Origin of the sequence: Yoonia vestfoldensis SKA53 (assembly GCF_000152785.1) — a bacterium.
In the GTDB taxonomy this organism is placed as follows: Bacteria; Pseudomonadota; Alphaproteobacteria; order Rhodobacterales; family Rhodobacteraceae; genus Yoonia; species Yoonia vestfoldensis_A.
In genome coordinates, this window is the sequence record NZ_CH672414.1 from 143,786 (window position 1) to 161,864 (window position 18,079).

General features: G+C 57.5%; 18 protein-coding genes. 4 read left to right on the forward strand and 14 right to left on the reverse strand.

The features are described 5' to 3' along the window. Window positions 1–66: 66 nt before the first annotated feature. Complete coding sequence (locus tag SKA53_RS00720; protein WP_007204106.1) at window positions 67–981, reverse strand: helix-turn-helix transcriptional regulator; 915 nt, start codon at window positions 979–981, stop codon at window positions 67–69. A 90-nt stretch (window positions 982–1,071) separates the two neighbouring features. Here SKA53_RS00720 and SKA53_RS00725 point away from each other — a divergent pair, with 90 nt between their 5' ends. The 3 genes from SKA53_RS00725 to SKA53_RS00735 are packed head-to-tail and all read left to right on the forward strand — an operon-like array spanning window position 1,072 to window position 3,348. Beyond that, window positions 1,072–1,767 (forward strand): ABC transporter permease, encoded by a 696-nt coding sequence (locus SKA53_RS00725; protein WP_007204107.1) that lies wholly within the window; start codon window positions 1,072–1,074, stop codon window positions 1,765–1,767. Then, entirely contained in the window at window positions 1,728–2,501 is a 774-nt protein-coding gene (locus SKA53_RS00730; RefSeq protein WP_007204108.1) for an ABC transporter ATP-binding protein, read from the forward strand. Before SKA53_RS00725 ends, SKA53_RS00730 begins: the two co-directional genes overlap by 40 nt. 7 nt (window positions 2,502–2,508) lie before the next feature. Next, window positions 2,509–3,348 carry a substrate-binding domain-containing protein gene (locus SKA53_RS00735; RefSeq protein ID WP_007204109.1) on the forward strand — a complete coding sequence of 280 codons (840 nt, stop codon included), beginning with the start codon at window positions 2,509–2,511 and terminating at the stop codon, window positions 3,346–3,348. A gap of 154 nt (window positions 3,349–3,502) precedes the next feature. Here SKA53_RS00735 and SKA53_RS00740 read toward each other — a convergent pair whose 3' ends face one another. The 9 genes from SKA53_RS00740 to SKA53_RS00780 are packed head-to-tail and all read right to left on the reverse strand — an operon-like array spanning window position 3,503 to window position 13,722. Beyond that, window positions 3,503–5,071, reverse strand: coding sequence for a flotillin family protein (locus SKA53_RS00740; RefSeq protein ID WP_007204110.1), 1,569 nt, complete (start codon window positions 5,069–5,071; stop codon window positions 3,503–3,505). A gap of 13 nt (window positions 5,072–5,084) precedes the next feature. Beyond that, on the reverse strand, window positions 5,085–5,891 hold the full coding sequence (locus tag SKA53_RS00745; protein WP_007204111.1) for a coniferyl-alcohol dehydrogenase: 807 nt from the start codon (window positions 5,889–5,891) through the stop codon (window positions 5,085–5,087). A 1-nt stretch (window position 5,892) separates the two neighbouring features. Continuing rightward, on the reverse strand, window positions 5,893–7,386 hold the full coding sequence (locus tag SKA53_RS00750) for an aldehyde dehydrogenase family protein (protein ID WP_347360058.1): 1,494 nt from the start codon (window positions 7,384–7,386) through the stop codon (window positions 5,893–5,895). Then, window positions 7,361–8,506 carry an ABC transporter ATP-binding protein gene (locus SKA53_RS00755; protein WP_007204113.1) on the reverse strand — a complete coding sequence of 382 codons (1,146 nt, stop codon included), beginning with the start codon at window positions 8,504–8,506 and terminating at the stop codon, window positions 7,361–7,363. The genes SKA53_RS00750 and SKA53_RS00755 overlap by 26 nt, the downstream gene beginning before the upstream one ends. After that, window positions 8,499–9,230, reverse strand: a complete 732-nt coding sequence (locus SKA53_RS00760; protein ID WP_007204114.1) for an ABC transporter ATP-binding protein — start codon at window positions 9,228–9,230, stop codon at window positions 8,499–8,501. Before SKA53_RS00760 ends, SKA53_RS00755 begins: the two co-directional genes overlap by 8 nt. A 1-nt stretch (window position 9,231) precedes the next feature. Beyond that, the gene (locus tag SKA53_RS00765; protein ID WP_007204115.1) at window positions 9,232–10,167 is read right to left on the reverse strand and encodes a branched-chain amino acid ABC transporter permease; all 936 of its coding nucleotides are present in this window, start codon (window positions 10,165–10,167) and stop codon (window positions 9,232–9,234) included. Beyond that, window positions 10,164–11,030: a branched-chain amino acid ABC transporter permease gene (locus tag SKA53_RS00770; RefSeq protein WP_007204116.1), complete on the reverse strand. Its 867-nt coding sequence runs from the start codon at window positions 11,028–11,030 to the stop codon at window positions 10,164–10,166. The genes SKA53_RS00765 and SKA53_RS00770 overlap by 4 nt, the downstream gene beginning before the upstream one ends. 56 nt (window positions 11,031–11,086) lie before the next feature. Beyond that, window positions 11,087–12,286 (reverse strand): amino acid ABC transporter substrate-binding protein, encoded by a 1,200-nt coding sequence (locus SKA53_RS00775; protein WP_007204117.1) that lies wholly within the window; start codon window positions 12,284–12,286, stop codon window positions 11,087–11,089. A gap of 50 nt (window positions 12,287–12,336) precedes the next feature. Next, window positions 12,337–13,722 (reverse strand): aldehyde dehydrogenase, encoded by a 1,386-nt coding sequence (locus tag SKA53_RS00780; protein ID WP_007204118.1) that lies wholly within the window; start codon window positions 13,720–13,722, stop codon window positions 12,337–12,339. 141 nt (window positions 13,723–13,863) lie between these two features. Here SKA53_RS00780 and SKA53_RS00785 point away from each other — a divergent pair, with 141 nt between their 5' ends. Beyond that, window positions 13,864–14,775 carry a helix-turn-helix domain-containing protein gene (locus SKA53_RS00785; RefSeq protein ID WP_007204119.1) on the forward strand — a complete coding sequence of 304 codons (912 nt, stop codon included), beginning with the start codon at window positions 13,864–13,866 and terminating at the stop codon, window positions 14,773–14,775. A 10-nt stretch (window positions 14,776–14,785) separates the two neighbouring features. On the opposite strand, the gene SKA53_RS00790 is transcribed toward SKA53_RS00785, so the two are convergent. The 4 genes from SKA53_RS00790 to pcaG are packed head-to-tail and all read right to left on the reverse strand — an operon-like array spanning window position 14,786 to window position 18,079. After that, window positions 14,786–15,835, reverse strand: a complete 1,050-nt coding sequence (locus SKA53_RS00790; RefSeq protein WP_007204120.1) for a 3-carboxy-cis,cis-muconate cycloisomerase — start codon at window positions 15,833–15,835, stop codon at window positions 14,786–14,788. Continuing rightward, window positions 15,832–16,611: a 3-oxoadipate enol-lactonase gene (gene pcaD / locus SKA53_RS00795; RefSeq protein ID WP_007204121.1), complete on the reverse strand. Its 780-nt coding sequence runs from the start codon at window positions 16,609–16,611 to the stop codon at window positions 15,832–15,834. The genes SKA53_RS00790 and pcaD overlap by 4 nt, the downstream gene beginning before the upstream one ends. A gap of 25 nt (window positions 16,612–16,636) precedes the next feature. Next, window positions 16,637–17,473, reverse strand: coding sequence for a 3-keto-5-aminohexanoate cleavage protein (locus SKA53_RS00800; protein WP_007204122.1), 837 nt, complete (start codon window positions 17,471–17,473; stop codon window positions 16,637–16,639). Between the two features lie 6 nt (window positions 17,474–17,479). Further along, the gene (pcaG, locus tag SKA53_RS00805; RefSeq protein WP_040482724.1) at window positions 17,480–18,079 is read right to left on the reverse strand and encodes a protocatechuate 3,4-dioxygenase subunit alpha; all 600 of its coding nucleotides are present in this window, start codon (window positions 18,077–18,079) and stop codon (window positions 17,480–17,482) included.

Consider the following 18,079-nt stretch of genomic DNA (forward strand, 5'->3'; position numbering starts at 1 on the left):
GTCACACCAGATTTCCGACCTGTCAGATGGCAGCAAATCTCACGATTTCAGAGCAATTGTCTTGGATCAAGAATTCCAGCGCACCTTGCCCAATTCTGTCACATCATATCCGGAAAGATGCGCTGCCCGGGCGGCAAATGCGTCGGTGCGCGCGAATGCCAGCAGCGCCTGAACCTGAGGCTCGAAGTAGTCACGCCGACGCATGATCAGATCAAAGCTCTCGTTGCCAACCAGCGGAACGAAACCAAGCTGTCCCGACACCGCCTGCAGACCGATCCCGCAATCGGCTTCGCCAATCTCGATCATTGTCGCCAGATCCGCATGTGTTTCGGCCTGCCGTGGCGCGAATTGCAAATCATCCGCCGTCAGGCCCGCACGGCCGAGCAGGACATCAAGCAGCTGTTGCGATCCAGCCCCCTCTGTGCGCGCGGCGAAACGCAGGCGTTGTGACACGACATCCTCTAGCCTTTTGATTGCCCGCGGGTTGCCGGGGCCGGTCAACAGACCCATCGTCCTGCGCGCCCAATGGACCATGACAAAACCGCCGCCAGGCAGAAAGCTTTGCACGGCTGGCAAATTGTATTCCCCGCTGGCAGCATCCAGAAGGTGACTGCCCACGAGCATCGCGCGCCCGTCAGCCAATTCGCGCAGACCATGCGTCGAGCCATGTGTCAGCACCGCAAGTCCAGCCCCAGACTGCCTTAACGCCCATTCGAGAAGCGGGTCGTTCGACCCCGCATAGATTGGTGCTGCCCGAAATGCCCCTGTAACGGGCGCTTCGGTCTGCGCCTCAAGCCAGACATCAATCAAGCGGCGTGGAAACAGCAGCTTGCCTGTCGCACGGGTGAAGGGAATCGTCTGGCGCGTGACCATTTCATAGATCGTGCGCTGCTTGACCCGAAGATATTCAGCCACCTCGGTTGTCGTCATCAGGCTTGGCACGCCGGAACGGGTGCTCTCATCATCCGGGTAATTTTGCATAATAGTGCAAATCCATGCATTATTTAGGTGTTTGTGTAGGATACTGCATTCTGTTTAATTGTCCAAGATATTCGGGAGAATTTTGCGGCAATGGATGGTCCATTTCTCATCGCGCTTGGTCTCATTGCCTCTGGCGACCCTGCTTTGACAGACATCATTGCGCTGTCGCTTAAGGTGACGCTGACGGCCGTGAGCATCGGTTGTCTGATCGGCCTGCCCTTGGGTGCGGGACTTGCGCTTGCGCAGTTCCCCTGTCGGGGCGCGATTGTCGTTGCTTTCAACGCTTTGATGGGGCTACCGCCTGTTGTCGCTGGGCTTTTGGTTTACCTGATGTTGTCACGCTCCGGCCCGCTGGGCGACCTCGCTCTTCTTTTTACGCCGACGGCAATGGTCATTGCGCAGGCGATATTGATCCTGCCAATCGTGATTTCGCTGACGCGTTCGGTCGTCGAAGACCTCTGGGCCGAGTACCGTGAACAGCTGCGTTCGCTCGGGGCGGGCCGTTTGCGTGCGGTGCCGACTTTGCTTTGGGATGGGCGGGTCAGCCTTGTGACGGGCATCCTTGCAGGTTTTGGCAGGGCGAGCGCCGAAGTCGGTGCTGTGCTGATCGTGGGCGGCAATATCGCGGGCCATACGCGCACCATGACCACTGCGATCACCTTGGAAACCAGCCGTGGCAGCCTGGGTCTTGCTGTGGCTTTGGGCATCATTTTGCTGCTGATCACCTTGTCACTGAACGCGGCGGCATGGGGGCTGGCGCAATCGGCACGGGGACGGTTGGGATGAAAGTGGATAAGGTCATTGCGCCAGCACAATCAATCCTTCCGTTGCAGCTGAGGGCTGTGGGCTATTCCGTCGGCAAGACGCGGTTGCTGGACGGGATTGACCTGACGGTCAGGGCGGGAAAACGACTGGTTGTGATGGGTCCGAACGGGGCAGGCAAAAGCCTGTTGCTGCGGCTCTGCCACGGGCTGATTGCGCCCACCTCGGGCAGTGTTTCCTGGCAGACACAAGACCCGCGACCGGCGGCACAGGCGATGGTATTGCAACGTCCGGTGGTGTTGCGCCGGTCCGTGCGCGCCAATCTGGATTATCCGTTGGCTTTGGCTGGTTATGCGCGTGCTGCGCGTGACGAAATGGTCCAGAAAACCCTGGCGCGTTTCGGGCTTATCGCGCTGGCAGAGCGGCCAGCACGTCTGCTGTCTGGTGGTGAACAACAGCGCCTCGCACTCGCACGCGCATGGGCATTGCGACCGCAAGTCCTGTTTCTGGACGAACCATCGGCCGCACTCGACCCTTCGGCGACCCGCGCTATCGAAGACCTGATCGGCCAGTTCAGCGCCGAGGGCATCACCATCGTGATGACGAGCCACGATCTGTTTCAGGCGCGCCGGCTCGCGCAGGATATTGCTTTTCTGCACCGCGGACGGCTGATCGAACACGGCCCCGCTGCCCAGTTCTTCGACGCGCCCCAGACACCCCAAGCGCGGGATTTTCTGGGTGGCGCACTCATCTGGTAATTTTCAAATGATCAACAAGGAGAAGATCAACATGTTTTCAAACACGCGGGCAATTTTGCTCTGTGCCGTATCCAGCTTGGGATCGATTGTGGCAGTTCCGGCCTTTGCGCAGGATTTCATCACAGTCGCCTCTACGACATCGACCGAAAACTCAGGTCTGTTCGGACATATCTTGCCCCTGTTCTCGGAAGAAACGGGCATTGAAGTCCGCGTTGTCGCACAGGGCACAGGGCAAGCTTTGGAAACCGGACGCCGCGGTGATGTCGATGTGGTCTTTGTCCATGCCCGTTCGGCAGAAGAACAATTTGTCGCCGAAGGTTACGGGGTTGCGCGTTTCGACGTGATGTATAACGACTTTGTTATTGTGGGGCCGGACAGCGACCCCGCCGATACGCGCGCCGCACAGAATGCAATGGAGGCGATGACGGCTATCGCGCAGGCCGGTGCAGCTTTTGCATCACGCGGCGACGATAGTGGCACGCATAAGGCGGAGCAGGCATTATGGTCAGCCGCAGGTATCGTGCCCGAGGGCGCATGGTATCTTGAAACCGGGTCCGGCATGGGGGCCACGCTGAACACTGCGGTCCAAGTTCCGGCCTATGCACTGACCGACCGCGGCACATGGTTGTCATTTGCGAACCGCGGCGACCTGACCATCACCTACGAAGGCGATCCGGTCCTTTTCAACCCTTACGGCGTGATCCTCGTCAATCCTGAGCGTCATGCGCATGTCAAGGCGCAGGAGGGGCAGGCATTCATCGACTGGCTCGTCTCCGACGCTGGCCAGCAGGCCATTGCGGCATATCAGGTTGGTGGCAATCAGTTATTCTTTCCCAACGCGCAATAATAGAAAGGGCGGTCGCCATACAGGCGCCGCCCAACCTTTGCGTCCTGTCGGGCGATCTGCGATCATCCAACCCGCGCTGTCGCTATTTGCCTCCCTTCAATTTGCGCCCGCCGCGAACGGCCAGTTCGCAAAGCGGCTGCAAATTCAGGATGCCTCATCCCTCGTGATCGTTTTTTGGCTTTGGCGAGGTTTTCAAAAGGTTCGTGTCAATTTCGACACCTATGTTCTTGCCAAGTTTTTTCAGGGCGGGCAGCGAAACGGCCATATCCATAATCGCATCGACCGTCTGGTTGATCGGTGATGTCGGCCCATCTCCACCTTTGCGGTCCAGGCCGCTGATCTGGTTGATCGAAATGCCGGTAATCTTTTCTGCCGGCTTTACCATTTCGGCCAATATCTTGGGCAGGGCTTGAAGGCGCGCCAGTTCTACTTCCATGGCGACCTGCGCTTCGGAGCGCGCATTCTCGGCTTGAATCTGCGCCAGCCTTGCTTCGGTTTCGGCCAGTTTCATTGCTTTGAGCGCTTCGGCCTCTTCACGTTTTGCAGCCGTCTTGTCCGCGGCGGTCGCCTTGTCGCTTGCTGCGGTGATTTTGGCGCGGACGGCTGCCGCTTCTGCCTGTTCTTGCGCGGCAAGCAAAGTCAACGCCTTGCGCCGCTCGGCTTCGGCCATTTGGCGGGCGGTTTGAACGGCCACTGATGCCTTGACCGCATCAATGCGCGCGGTGTCAGCGTCGGCATGGGCGCGGCTTTCTTCCTGCGATTTGGCGGCAAACGAGATTGCGCGGTCCTGTTCTGCAACTTCCAAAGCAAGGGCTTGCGCGATTTCGGCCCTCCGCAGGGTCAATTCCTTGGCGATATCCGCAGATGCAATATCTTGCTCCATCTGGATACGGGCCTGCGCGGCTGTCCGTTCGCTATTTGCTCTGCGCACGGCAATCTCGGAAATTTGCGCGGCCATCAGCGTTTCGACCTCTTGGGTCTGCGCGATTTCCGCACGCCGTTGTTCGAGGTCGATTTCGAGTTTGCGGCGTTCGGATTCCATTGCGGCGCGCGCAACGCTGACTTGACTGTCGCCTTCGATCTCGGCGCGTTCTTTCTTGGATTTGGCGATGACTTCGGCCAGTTTGCGCATGCCGACCGCGTTAAAGGCGTTGTTTTCGTCCAATGCTGCGAAAGGTGTCTGGTCAAGCGCAGTCAGCGACACTGAGTCAAGCTGCAAACCATAGTTGGCCAATGTGTCGGTCAGAGCGTCACGGACCTGCTTTACAAAGCTTGCGCGATTCTCATGAAGCTCATCCATCGTCATCTGTGCCGCGACAGAGCGTAGAGCATCAATCATCATCCCGTCGATCAGGCTTTTGAGTTGGTCGGGCTGAAATACACGTTTGCCCAAGGTCTGCGCCGCACGCGTCACGGCATTATCGTTCGGGGTGACGCTTGCATAGAATTCGGCGCCGACATCCACCCGCAAACGATCCTTGGTGATCAGCGACGCTTCGCCAGAGCGCGCAACATCCATGCGCAATGTTTGCATGTTCACGCGGTTGATCTCGTGAAAGAAGGGGATCGCCAGCGCGCCGCCGTCGATGACAACGCGCCTGCCACCAAGCCCCGTCCGGACAAGTGCCACTTCGTTTGTCGCGCGTTGATAGAAGGACGCAGCCAAAGCGATGAAAATTGCCGCAACGATGACAATGACGATAATCCAACCCAGTGCAGACATGAGTTGCCCTCCCTTATGATGACAGCCCGTGCATCTCGCACAGGATGTTTGATGACATACCGCCGTCGGCGGGAATATTTGTGCCGCGTATCCATGTCGTCATGTCTGACAGCAGGAACGCAACGATGGGCGCAAGGTCTTGTGGTGTGCCGGGACGGTCCATGATCCGTGCGTCTTCCTCGGCGCGCGCGCCCAGTGTTTCGAGGAAATCCCCTAGGATGGGTGTATCAACGGGACCGGGGCTGACCGCATTCATCCGGATGCCACGATCACGCCAGGTCCATCGGTTCTGCATCGTCCAGGCGATCAGAGCCTCTTTGGAGAAAAAATAACTCCGACCGCCTTCATTCGTGATTTGATGATCCACGGCAAAGCGCGCGGCATCGTCAACATGAACGTCCTCGCTGGCGCGAATGGCGTGAACGGCGTCGGGCCAGCCAAAGCCTGCGAGCGACGCCAGATTGACGATGCTGGCCCCGTCGTTCAGTTTCGGTATCAATCCCAGTGTCAGATGTTTCAATCCAAAGAGATTGACCGCCACCACCTTATCGGCAGGGGCGGTGGGCGGCAGGCCTGCAATATTGGCGATGCCGTCGATCCCTTTGGGAAGGACGTCAATCAGCGCATCGATTGTCGCGCCATCGGACAGATCGGCGCGATAGAATTCTTCGACATGATCAAAACGTTTGGTCACATCAATGCCAAGCACTCTTGCACCCATTGCGCTACAGACCCGCGCCGTCTCTTGTCCGATACCAGAGGCGGATCCTGTCACAACAATCGTCTTGCCCTTCAACAAAGGCGCACGTTCCCAGCTCATGTCAAAACACGGCAGGGAAGGGGCGCCCACCACGGTCGAGCGTGATCCAGCGCGTTTCGGTAAAGGTTTCCATCGACCACTTTCCTCCGTGCTTGCCGACCCCCGAAGCTTTGCTGCCACCGAAAGGGACGTGCGGTTCGTCATTTACCGACGAGCAATTCACATGGCACATGCCGGTTTCAAGCTTGCGCGACATTTCAAGCGCGCGGTTTTCATCGGCGGTGATGATGCCAGCGCTGAGCCCGTATTCGGTGTCGTTGTTCAGTGCTATCGCCTCGGCGTCCGTGCGGAACGGGACGACCACGGCGACCGGGCCAAAGGTTTCATCCTGCCAGACGGCCATATCAGGTGTGACATTGATCAAGATTGTCGGTTCGACGAACCGGTCCCAGACCCTGCCTCCCAAGACCGCTTTGGCACCTTTGGCCAATGCGTCTTCGATCTGAAACTTGACGCGCTCGACTTGGCGATCGTTGATCAGCGGTCCGATCACATTCGACTTGTCTGCGGTATCTCCGGTTTTCAGCTTGGCCGCGCGGGCAACGAACTGGCGCAGAAAATCGGCATATATGTTTTCGTGAACCAGCACCTTTTCCACTGACATGCAGATTTGGCCCTGATGCATGAAACTGCCAAAGCTTGCAGCAGAGGTCGCCCTGTCCATATCCGCGTCTTCGAGCACGATTAAACTGTCCTTGCCGCCCAGTTCGACGCAAGCCTTCTTGAGATGGGCACCGGCCTTGGCGGCGATCTGGCGTCCAACGGGGGTAGATCCGGTGAAAGAGACACCCTTCACCATCGGATTTTCAACCAGTTCGTCGCCCATCTCGGCCACGCGATCGCGCGAGCAGGTGACAACGTTGAAAACACCTTTCGGGATGCCTGCCTCTTCCATTATTTCCGCAAAAAACAGGCCTCCAGCGTAAGGTGTGTCTTCTGATGGTTTGAGCACGATCGTGTTGCCCGCAGCCAGTGGAAAGGCAAATCCGCGTGACGTCAAAATGCCGGGCATGTTCCATGGGCTAATCACGGTCACAACGCCCATCGGGACGCGCTGTACCATCGAAATCTTGCCGTGCTGCGAGGGCAGCATTTCGCCAACCGCGTTATAGCACATGGCCGCCGCAGCCCTGAAAACCTCGGGGACATAACCGGCCTCAAACATGCCCTTGCCGAACCATCCTCCGCCTTCGGCTTGGGCGGCCGCGACGAAATCCATCTTGCGGGCTTCCCAGATGTCGGCGGCCTTTAGCAATATTCTGGCACGATCCTGAAAGTGCAGCGCTGCCCAAGCCGGAAAGGCCGCTTGGGCGGCGCTGATCGCATCGCGCGCCTCGGTGCGTCCGCCATCGGGTACTTGCGCCCAGACAGCACCGGTTGACGGGTTGATATCGTCAAACATCTGCCCTGATGAAACCCAGTTTCCACCAATATACATGCCTTTGACCAAAGAGTGTGAATCGAGCATCCTATTTCCTTTCAAAACCGTTGCCATCAGGCTGTCTGCGATAAACCTCGACACGTGGCGCGCGGTAAACTTCAATGACCGGACAAGGCTTTGCCTCTGGCGACCGGTCGAGGCTGGGTGGGATCGACTGGCGGTGCGTCAAAAGCTGTGGCTTGGGGCGTTTGCGGGCGTTGATCGCGCCGCTTTCGATCTGTGCAAGGGCTGCGGCAAGTCGATCACTTGGCACCACGACCTTGGTTTGGTGGCTGGTCGAGGGGCGCTTTTGGGCGTTCGCGCTGACACTTTGACTGCTGGCGGCCGCAACCAGATCAGCCACTGATCGACCCAAGATCGCATCCGCAGATTGTGTTTTCTGACTGCGCGGCCTGATCGTGAACGACTCTGACCCGGTATCGGGTATCGTCGTCGTTGCAGATACTTTTGCAGCGGGTTCGCTGCTGCCCACACCCAGATAGGCCGCCTGGACAGCAGGGTCACGCATCAGGTTTGCAGCGCTGTCTTCATGCACCACACGCGCGTTTTCAATCAGATAGCCCCTGTCCGCAATTGCAAGAGATTGTTTGGCGTTCTGTTCGACCATCAACACCCCGATACCAAGGTCTTTGACCCTTGCAAGATTTTGGAACAGCTCTTTGGAGAGCAACGGCGATAGCCCGAGCGAGGGTTCGTCCAGTGTCAGGATCGTCGGGTTCGACATCATCGCGCGACCGATCGCAACCATTTGCTGTTCGCCACCTGACATTGTTCCAACAATCTGTTTGGTGCGCTCGCTTAGCTTGGGGAAAAGGGTAAAGACCCGTTCGAGCGTCACTCTTTCGTCCTCACGCGCCCTTGCCGAATACGCCCCAAGTGTCAGGTTTTCGCGCACCGACAGATCAGGGAAAACACCACGGCCTTCTGGCACCAGAGCAAGGCCGACATCGACGATTTTGTTTGCGGGCAGGCCCAGAAGATCGGTTCCTTCCAAGCGGATTTCGCCTGCAACAACGCCCTCGCAAATGCCACTGGCCGCTTTGAGCAACGTAGATTTGCCTGCCCCGTTTGCGCCCAAAATAACGACGATTTCGCCTTTCGAGACCTTGACCGACGCATTTTCCAGTGCGCGGTGTTGTCCATAGCTAACGGTGACGTTGTTAAGCTCAAGCATCGTCGTCTCCCAAATAGGCGGTGATGACTTTCTTGTCGGACAGAACCTGTGTTGGTGTGCCTTCCGCGATCTTGGTGCCGGCAGCCATCACGACGCAGCGGTCACACAGTGACCTGATCGCATCCATCACATGTTCCACCAGAATGATTGTGCGGCCTTCATCCCTCAGCGATTTGATCAGGTTTATCCCGATCTGAAGTTCCGTCGGGTTCAAACCCGCCAGCCATTCATCCAGCAAAAGCACTTTTGGATCGCTTGCCAGCGTGCGGGCCAGCTCAACGCGTTTGGTGTCGATATAGGTCAGTTGGCCCAAAGACATATCGCCTTTGCCGCCAAGCCCCACTCTTTCCAGCAATTTTTCCGCATGTTCGTTGGCGTCATGTCCCCAGCGGCGACGGTGGCCAAAGACTGCGCCAACAACAACGTTGTCACGCACGTTCATTGATGGCAGCAGCCGAACAAGCTGGAACGTCCTGCTGACACCCTTGCGGTTGATTGTTTGTGCCGGCAGGCCGGAAATACGGCTGCCCCAGAGCGACACATTTCCCGCCGTAAGGGGCAGCGCACCCGAAATCAGGTTCAAGGTTGTTGATTTGCCCGAACCATTTGGCCCCAGAAGCCCAACAACTTCATGTTCGGCCACGTCGAAATTCATGGCGTTGACCGCAACCAGACCGCCAAAACGTTTTGTCACGCCGCGAAGCGAAAGGACATGATTGGTCATATTACGTCACCTCATTCGCTTTGGTACGGTGCAAGACTTTGTCCAGCAGACCCACAAAACCGTTTGGAAGAAGATAGACGATCACAAGAAATGCAACGCCGATGACCAAGGTCGTCTGATTGGGGAAGTTGGACGACACAGTTTCCAGCAAGAACGTGAACGGGATCACCCCGACCACTGGCCCCCAAAGCCGTGACGCCCCCCCCAGCAGGGCCATGATCACGACCTGAAATGACAGGATTGGCGCAAAAGCAAGCGACGGTTCGATATAGACATAGCGTGGCGCAAGGATGGCGCCGGTCATCGCCGCCACAGCGCCCGGCACCATGAACAAGAGAATTTTTGCACGGGCTGTATTGATGCCAGAATGCGCTGCAACAATTTCGTCATCCCCGATAATGCGAAGTGCAAAGCCAAGGCGGGACCGCCCGATCAGCCAACCTGTCAAAAAGACAGCCGCACAAAGACCCAAAAGCCACCAATAGATTCCGGCTTCATCAAGATCCGTTAGGACGTAAAGGCCTTTCTGGCCGGTGTTATTTTGCACCCATGTGATGACCTGGCGCACAAGCTCTGCCAGGCCAAGCGTAAAGATCACGAAATAGACGCCTGACAGCCGCAAAGTCGCAAGCCCGACAAGAGCGGCAAGTCCTGCGCCGATCAGGCCCGCAAGGCCGACCAGCGCCCAGAAAGGAAGCGTCTCAATCCCCAATCCGGTCACATAAGTCCCGACGCCGAAAAAGGCAGCGGTCGCCAAGCTGATGTAATGCGTCGGTCCCGAAAACAGCGCCCAGGAGGTTGCAAGCGCGGTAAACATCGCAATCGTGACACCAAGCCCAAGCCAATACCCGGTATCCGCGAAAGGCAGCAAGGCGCAGACGCCAAAGCCGAGCGTTGCGAGAAGCACGTTTCGTGTATCTGTTCCCGTCAGGCTCATGTCACTTTCTTTCCGAACAGGCCCTGCGGGCGGAACAACAAAATCCCCAAAAACATCACATAGGCAGCGGCAAGCGTCAGCCCCGGGTCAAGCAGACTGGCGACAACCGTTTCAAGAACGCCAAGCAGCAAGGCGGCGACAATTGTCCCGCGAACATCGCCAACACCACCCATAATGACGATAATCAACGCCTTGAGCGTGAAGACGACACCTGTTGACGCATCAAGCGTCAGGTAGGTCGAGATGAGCGCACCACCCACGGCCGTCACAGCCCCGCCAAGCGCAAAGGCCAAAGCCGAGAGGTTTTTTACATCAATTCCGACCAATCGGGCAGATGCGGGCGCAGTGGCGATCGCGCGGATCGCCAGCCCTGCACGCGAGCGGTTCAGCCATAAATAGAGCGCCCCGCATATCACAACGGCCATGACAAACGATAGCACGCGGTTTGCACCATATGTATTGCCCAGCAACTCCACCGGAACCGCCAGGAAACTGTAGGAAAAGTAATCACCGCCAAAAAAGCTCAGCATCAGGCCGACGCCGATAAAGGACAGACCGAAAGTGGCAAGAATGCTGTCCCGTTCCAACTGGCCACGGTTCTTGGCGCGACTAACCAAGGGTTGCAGCATCAAGACATAAATCAGCCAATTCAAACCAAAGGCGATCGGGGCGACCACGAAAATCGTCAGGACCGGGCTTAACTGCGTGGATGTATATGCGATGAAAGCAAAATAGCCCCCAGCGACCAAGACCTCGCCATTGGCAAGATTCATGATCCGTGCGACGCCGTATTGCAGGTTAAGTCCCATCGCAATCAACGCATATGTGCCGCCCAACAAGATGCCAGTGATCAGAATGTCCAAAGCGCAGTTCCCTTTGTTCGTCGGTGCGGGGTGGCGCGAACGCCACCCCTTTGGAATTATTCCCAGCCGTCTTTCAAGATCACAGGCGATGTGCCATCGCGGCCCCGCGATGCAACACCCTTGAACACGCCGCCTTGCCACTGTCCGACTGTCCAGAAATCAGCATTCGAGTTGTTCTCATCAAAGCTGATTGGCCCGAGGATTGTATCAAATGACGATTGCTTGAGATGCGCGGTTACCGCAGCGCGATCAAGGCCAACGGCTTCGATAGATTGCGCCAGGATTTCAAGCGATGCATATGTCGTCGCAGAGGCCCAATAGTCAGGCTTGGCGCCAGTCACGGCTTCATGCGCGGCAGCATATTCCATGAATGCGGGACTGTCGGGGTTCACGCCACCGGCACCCAACACACCCTCTGCAGCTGCACCGAAACGTGCTCCGTAGCTTGGGAAGGGGGTCGCAACAGCCGTGTAAAAGGCCTTCACGTCAAGGTTTTCGATCATCGCCTGTTCGGTCAGACCAAACGTATCGGGCGGATAGGACCATGCGACAAAGGCGTCAGGTGCGGCTGCTGCGGCCCCCTTGATCACAGGCGACAAATCCTGCGTCCCAAGCGGGTAGGATGTTTCATAGACAATTTCAAAACCGGCCGCTTCGAACAGAGGTCTGGCTGCTGTTGCCAACTCGATCCCGAAAGCATCGGCAACATTGACCATCGCCACTTTGTCACCCATCTGGCCCGCATCACGCATATCGCTCAGAACTGCGACAACATCTGCGGCAAGCGCTGTGGTCGTACCCAATGTAAAGAACATGTTCGGGAATTGCGCGGCCAATTCAGGCTGCTGGTCGGTGATGGCCGACACAGCAATCTGAGGATAGCCGTAGCGATCAAACAGCGGTGCCGCGGCAAGGTTCAGGCCGGTGCCATAGGGGGCAATAATGAAATGTGCGTCGTCTTGTGTGGCCAAGCGCTGGACCGCTTTAATTGTCTCGCCTGGGTTGGTCTGATCATCATACTCGATCAGTTCAATCAACATTTTCTCGCCATCGACCGTCAGGCCACCAGCGGCGTTCACCTGCTCTACCCAAAGATAGATTGATGGCCACTGGGTGACTGTTGCCCCGCCGGCCAATGGGCCGGTTTTGGGTGCAACGGCACCGATGCGAATTGTGTCAGCATTTGCGGCATTGGCCGCCAAGGCGCTTGCGATTGTCAGAGCACTGACGAGTTTCAGGAATGGTCTGCGGTTCATTGCGTATCCTCCGTTTGCAATTTGTGGCTTGGGCATTTGCCCGTCGTGGTTCAAAGCGTTGGTGAGCGTCCGTCTTGGTGCGTGGCAATCCACCTTAATTCGGTGAATTCATTGATCGCCTGCTCCCCTCCAAAGCGCCCGAACCCGCTTTGCTTCATGCCTCCGAATGGCATTGAGGGGTCATCGTGGACCGTCGGGCCGTTGATCTGGACGACCCCGTATTCCAGCCGGTCGGCAATCGCCTGCGCACGATCAAGGTCGCGGCTAAACACTGCGGCATTCAAGCCAAATTGTGAATCATTTGCGATTGAAACGGCTTCATCAGCGTCATGAACGCGCATGATGCTGGCCAGCGGTCCAAAGGTTTCTTCGCGGTACGCACGCATGTTGGCCGCGATACCGTCAAGCAATGCAGGCTGCATCACGCAGCCATCAATCTGGCCACCAACCAGCAGCCGCGCGCCTTTGGAGACCGCATCTTCGATCAATCCATTCACGCGATCGGCGGCTTCGGCAGAAATCATGCGACCAAGCGTGGCCGCTTCATAAACAGGATCTGCCGCCACGATTTGCCGTGTCCGCGCTTCGAGTTTCGCAACAAAGGTATCGGCAACCGCTTTCACCACAATGATCCAATCGGTGGACATGCAGATCTGTCCTTGATTGAAGAAAGCGCCAAAACAGGCGGCCTCTACTGCGGCATCCAGATCGGCATCTTCGAGCACGATCAAAGGGGCCTTGCCAGACAATTCAAGCAAAACAGGCTTGAGGTGGCGGGCCGCTTCCATCGCGACATCGCGCCCGACGCGGGTCGAGCCGGTAAAGTTGATCCGGCGAATGCACGGGTGGGCGATCAGCTGCACCATGGTGTCATGGGCGTCCTCGGCGCTGCTGATCACGCAATTCAGCACACCTTTGGGAAGCCCTGACGCGTTGAGGACATCAACCAGATATTGGTGCGTTTTGGGGCAACGCTCTGAGCCTTTCATCACAACCGTATTCCCGCACATGAGCGCACCGGCAATCGCGCGCACCCCCAGCGTGATCGGCGCATTCCAAGGCACCATTCCCAGCGCGACACCCGCCGGCTGTCGGCGAATGACAGAGCGTTTTCCGCTCTGTGGGTCAATGATCAAGCGATCTTCCAGCGCAGGACCAAGGCTTGCCACATGCGCCAGCATTCCGATCGCCAGATCGATGTTGAATTCCGTCCACGAACGCGAAGCGCCCACCTCTTCTGCGGCGAGCGCGGAAAATTCCCGCCGATGCGCATCGAGTGCTGGCATAAGGTTGCGCATGATCTTTGCACGCTCTGCGGTTGTCCAGCGTGACCATTCAGGAAATGCCGATGCGGCTGCGTTCACGGCAGCATCGACCGCGAATGCGGCCGCATTCGCACCAGAGATCAGATCTAGCCTAACAGCCGGACGATGCACTTCAATTCCCCCCTGTTCCCGCGCGGACGAACCTCCATAAGTCCACGCAGCAGGCCCGAAACCTTGGCCCGAGGATTAACTTAGGCGAAGGCACCTTGTAATAAATATTGATATCTGGCTTTTTATTGTCAGTATCCGGTTATGAAGAAGGTGATCACCGGTCTCGCAACGCATCAAACGACAATCCATGCCGATGTTTTTCATGGCGGCTTGGGTGACCGGTTTCTGGGTGGCTTGGTGGATTTCCCTGGCCGGACCACCCGGTGCCTGTTGGTTTTGTCGGGTAGCGCTGTTCGCCTGACACCAGACAGTGAAGAGACAATTGTCGGTCCTGCGATCAATTGGGGCCCCAAAGATCTCGATACGCGGATCAAGGCAAAGGCGGGCAGTAACGGCGTGATTATGACGCTTGGGGATACCACGCTGAGCGATGCCATCGGTCACAAACCCGAAGTCGCCGCACTTCGCCTGATGTCTGGCCGTGAGTTCACGCTGAACCTGCGCGAGAAACCTGATATCGTCCAGACGCTTTCAACCTGCTTTGCCGCGATCTTCAAAGAGCTGGACGCCGCACAGACCGGCATGGAAACCGTGATCGAGGCGCAAATACGGATCATGCTTGTTTCTCTTTGGCGGGCTGGCGTGAATGAAATGATTGAAGATCAAAGCTATAAGACGGCAAACCTGACGCTTGAAAGGTTCCGGCATTTGGTTGAGGCGCATTTGCGTGATCGGTGGCCTGTCAAACGGTTTGCTGCCGAACTTGGGGTTTCACCCGACCGGTTGCATGACATCTGCACACGCACCTTGGGCAAGCCGCCACAGCGCCTTATTCGGGATCGCCTGACTTTTGAAGCGCAAGCATTGCTGCAACGATCACATCAAACACTTGACCAAATTGCCGATCATCTTGGTTTTAGCAGCACATCTCAATTCAGCGCGTTCTTCTCGACAGAGTTAGGCATGCCCCCCGGCGCATTCAGAAAGGCAAACGCAGAGCATGCAGGCAGCTTGCAGAAAATGCCGGTCGCCAGCTATGCAGATTGGCCCTAAGGCTGTGCCGTCAGCCTATTCGCGTGATCCGTGCACATAAGTCCTGGGCAGCAGACAGGCTGCGTGCGGTGACCGCTGCCATTTGCGGCAGGATCATCCATTCAAGAACCCAAGCCGCACCCGAGCGTTCGTGTTCATGGATCAGGGCGTGGTGTATGCCCGCAAGCTGCGTCGCGTTGAACCGCGCATTGCTGACAAGCAGTTCGGCAAGTATCGGATTGTGTTTGTGAGGCATGGCAGAGGATCCACCGCCGCCTTGCAGACTGATTTCTTCGATGCCTTGTTGCGCCATAAGGCAAATGTCTTGCCCCATTTTGCCCAAGCTGCCGGTCACGAGAGAGAGCAGGTTTGCATAATCCGCGATGTGATCGCGCATGGCATGTTGCGCTTTGGGCGGATTATAGAGGCCAAGACCGGCCGCCATCTCGGCGGCGATGGCATTTGCGTCATCCGCCAGCGCAGCGCGATCCCCAACTGCGCCGCCAAGGCTCAGCACTTCAATCTCGGGGCGCAACCGGTCCAACCGCAACGCGTGGCGCGCAACGGGTTGGGACCATGTCGCAAGCCTCTCGGCAAAGCGCATGGGCATCGCCGCCTGCATCCGGGTGCGCCCCATGATGATCTGATCGCCAAAACGGTTTGCGAGGTTTTCAAAACTTGCGTCAAGTGCGCTCAAGCGATCAGCCAATAGGGCGTTGGATGCTTTGATGGTCAGCGCCAGCGCCGTATCGATCACATCCTGCGATGTTGCGCCCGCATGGATCGCCGCGGCATCTGCGCCCGCGGCCCGTTTCAGTTGCGCCACCAGTTCGGGCACAACGACACCGTCGCGCATCGTGGCGGTCTTGAGGGCGTCAAGATCGGGTTGAAACTCAACGATCAGGCGGGCGACCTGTTGTGCCTTATCCGCGCTGATCCGACCAACCGCCCCCAAGGCAGCGGTAAAGGCCGCTTCAAACGCCAACATGTGCCGCATCTGTTGTGCCGGCCCCCAGATGGCAGTTGTTTCACTGTCCCCGAGCAGCCCGCCAAGCCATGGATGGTCTGTGAACCCTGTCATCGGATCGACTTATGCATCAGATTGATCGCTTCGGCGACAAGATGAGGGGCCTCGATGCAGGGCAGGTGGCCACAACCCGCGATCAGCTGAAATGTCGCCCCAGGGATCAATGCGCAAAGCCCGCGCACCAGATCAGGCGGGGTGGACAGATCTTCGGACCCGGCAATGCAATGTGTCGGGACGCGTATGGTCCGGGTGGCGGCGGTAAAGTCGGTGTCGCGCAATGCGGCGCAGGTACCGGCATAGCCGTCGACAGGCGTGCGGGACAGCATGTTGCGATAACCGGACAGTTCGACTTGGCGTTCGGCGATGAAACGCGCGCTGAACCACCGCTCAAGGATCGCCGTTGCCAAGGCGGCGAGCCCGCCTGTCCTGACTGCATCAATCCGTGTGTTCCACATTGCCGCATCACCGATTTTGGCCGCAGTGCAGCATAGCACAAGCCCAGACACAAGGTCAGGACGCGTTGTTGTGACACCTTGGGCTATCAGCCCACCGACAGAAACGCCGCAGATCAGCGCCGAGGCAAGGCCAAGGTCATCCATTAATGCCGCAACATCACCCACCAAATGGTGCATGGTGATCTCTGTACCGTCGCTCAGACCGTGGCCGCGTTTGTCGATGCACAAGACAGGCGTTTGTGCAGGCAGCGCGGCAATCACCGCATCCCAAATCCTGAAATCGGTACCAAGAGAGTTCAGAAACACGACGGGCCTGCCCGAACCTGCCCGGAACCTGTAATGTAGCGTGGCACCGTTGAGTGAAACAAATGTCATCGGGCGAAAACGGGGCAGGCGCGGTTCATGCGGCGCTCTTTTGTAGACCAAGGATGTTGCGGGCATGCTGCCAAGTGGCGACAGGACGGTCGTACTTTGCGCATAGTTCAACCGCACGTCTGACAAGTGCGGCATTCGACGGGGCAAGGGTGTCGCGATCAAGACGCACGTTGTCCTCGAGTCCGGTGCGTGTATGCCCGCCCTTTGAGATGGCCCATTCATTCACCGTCAATTGCGCAGGCCCGATGCCGGCGGCACACCATTGCGCGTCAGGCGCAAGCCGCTTGAGCGTTTCTATGTAAAAGTCAAAGATCGGCTCATCAGCGGGCATGGCGTTTTTGACACCCATCACGAATTGCACATAAAGCGGGCCTTTGAGGCGCCCGTCTGCCGCCATCCGCGTCGCCTGCACGATATGGCTCAGGTCAAAGGCTTCGATTTCGGGTTTGACGTTATGGGTCATCATTTCCGCGGCAAGCCAATCAACAAGATCGGGGCTGTTTTCATAGATCCGCGTCGGGAAATTGTTTGATCCAACAGACAAAGAGGCCATGTCGGGGGCCAACGACAACATACCCCCGCGTTCTTTGCCAGCACCTGACCGCCCGCCGGTGGAAAGCTGGACAATCATGCCGGGGCAGTGCTTTTCAATGCCCTCTTTCAATCGCGCCAAGCGTGCCGGGTCGGATGTGGGCTTGCCTGCGTCATCACGCACATGGCAATGCGCGATGCTTGCGCCTGCCTCGAATGCTTCCTGGGTGCTTTCGATCTGTTCGGTAATCGTGATCGGAACAGCAGGGTTGTTGGCTTTCGTTGGCAATGATCCGGTGATCGCAACGCAGATGATACAAGGGGTTGTCATGGTAGGTTACACATCCAGAAAGACAGTTTCATTTTCGCCTTGCAGGCAGATGTCGAACCGATAGGTTTCGCCATCGCCCTTTGCAATCAGCGTATCGCGCCGATGCGCCTGTTCGATCAGGGTCAGGACAGGGTCTTTGTCGTTGGCGGCGGCCGCGTCATCGAAATACATCCGCGTGTTTAAACCGACATTGATGCCACGCGCGACCAGCCACAGGTTCAGGTGGGGGGCGGTTTTGCGCCCGTCACGCCCAACGACTTCACCAGGCTTGATGGTTTCAAGGGTAAATTCACCGCTTTCAAAATCAGGGATCACACGCCCCCAGCCGCGAAATCCGTCTTCGACATCGCCTTGCCCGGGATAAATGCCGGCAGCATTTGCCTGCCAGATCTCGATCAGGACATCCTTGACCGGCGCTCCGGTCCCGTCGGTGACGATGCCGGTCACCTTGATCCGCTGGCCTTTGGCATTTGGTCCGGCAATGTCGTGTCCGAGTTCATGAGCGTATATATCAAAACCTGCATCACCTGGCGCGAGACCGATATGCACATAAGGTCCCGCAGTCTGCGAGGCTGTCTCTTTGCGGTAGTCGAGTGATTGCGTCAT

Excerpts from the sequence above, each read along its gene's own strand:
- SKA53_RS00800 (WP_007204122.1), bottom strand. The coding sequence starts at position 17,473 with ATGACAACCCCTTGTATCATCTGCGTTGCGATCACCGGATCATTGCCA.
- pcaG (WP_040482724.1), bottom strand. The coding sequence starts at position 18,079 with ATGACGCAATCACTCGACTACCGCAAAGAGACAGCCTCGCAGACTGCG.
- SKA53_RS00785 (WP_007204119.1), top strand. The coding sequence starts at position 13,864 with ATGAAGAAGGTGATCACCGGTCTCGCAACGCATCAAACGACAATCCAT.
- SKA53_RS00760 (WP_007204114.1), bottom strand. The coding sequence starts at position 9,230 with ATGACCAATCATGTCCTTTCGCTTCGCGGCGTGACAAAACGTTTTGGC.
- SKA53_RS00750 (WP_347360058.1), bottom strand. The coding sequence starts at position 7,386 with ATGGCAACGGTTTTGAAAGGAAATAGGATGCTCGATTCACACTCTTTG.
- SKA53_RS00720 (WP_007204106.1), bottom strand. The coding sequence starts at position 981 with ATGCAAAATTACCCGGATGATGAGAGCACCCGTTCCGGCGTGCCAAGC.
- SKA53_RS00735 (WP_007204109.1), top strand. The coding sequence starts at position 2,509 with ATGATCAACAAGGAGAAGATCAACATGTTTTCAAACACGCGGGCAATT.
- SKA53_RS00745 (WP_007204111.1), bottom strand. The coding sequence starts at position 5,891 with ATGAGCTGGGAACGTGCGCCTTTGTTGAAGGGCAAGACGATTGTTGTG.
- SKA53_RS00775 (WP_007204117.1), bottom strand. The coding sequence starts at position 12,286 with ATGAACCGCAGACCATTCCTGAAACTCGTCAGTGCTCTGACAATCGCA.
- SKA53_RS00790 (WP_007204120.1), bottom strand. The coding sequence starts at position 15,835 with ATGACAGGGTTCACAGACCATCCATGGCTTGGCGGGCTGCTCGGGGAC.
- SKA53_RS00765 (WP_007204115.1), bottom strand. The coding sequence starts at position 10,167 with ATGAGCCTGACGGGAACAGATACACGAAACGTGCTTCTCGCAACGCTC.
- SKA53_RS00740 (WP_007204110.1), bottom strand. The coding sequence starts at position 5,071 with ATGTCTGCACTGGGTTGGATTATCGTCATTGTCATCGTTGCGGCAATT.
- SKA53_RS00725 (WP_007204107.1), top strand. The coding sequence starts at position 1,072 with ATGGATGGTCCATTTCTCATCGCGCTTGGTCTCATTGCCTCTGGCGAC.
- pcaD (WP_007204121.1), bottom strand. The coding sequence starts at position 16,611 with ATGACATTTGTTTCACTCAACGGTGCCACGCTACATTACAGGTTCCGG.
- SKA53_RS00755 (WP_007204113.1), bottom strand. The coding sequence starts at position 8,506 with ATGCTTGAGCTTAACAACGTCACCGTTAGCTATGGACAACACCGCGCA.
- SKA53_RS00730 (WP_007204108.1), top strand. The coding sequence starts at position 1,728 with ATGGGGGCTGGCGCAATCGGCACGGGGACGGTTGGGATGAAAGTGGAT.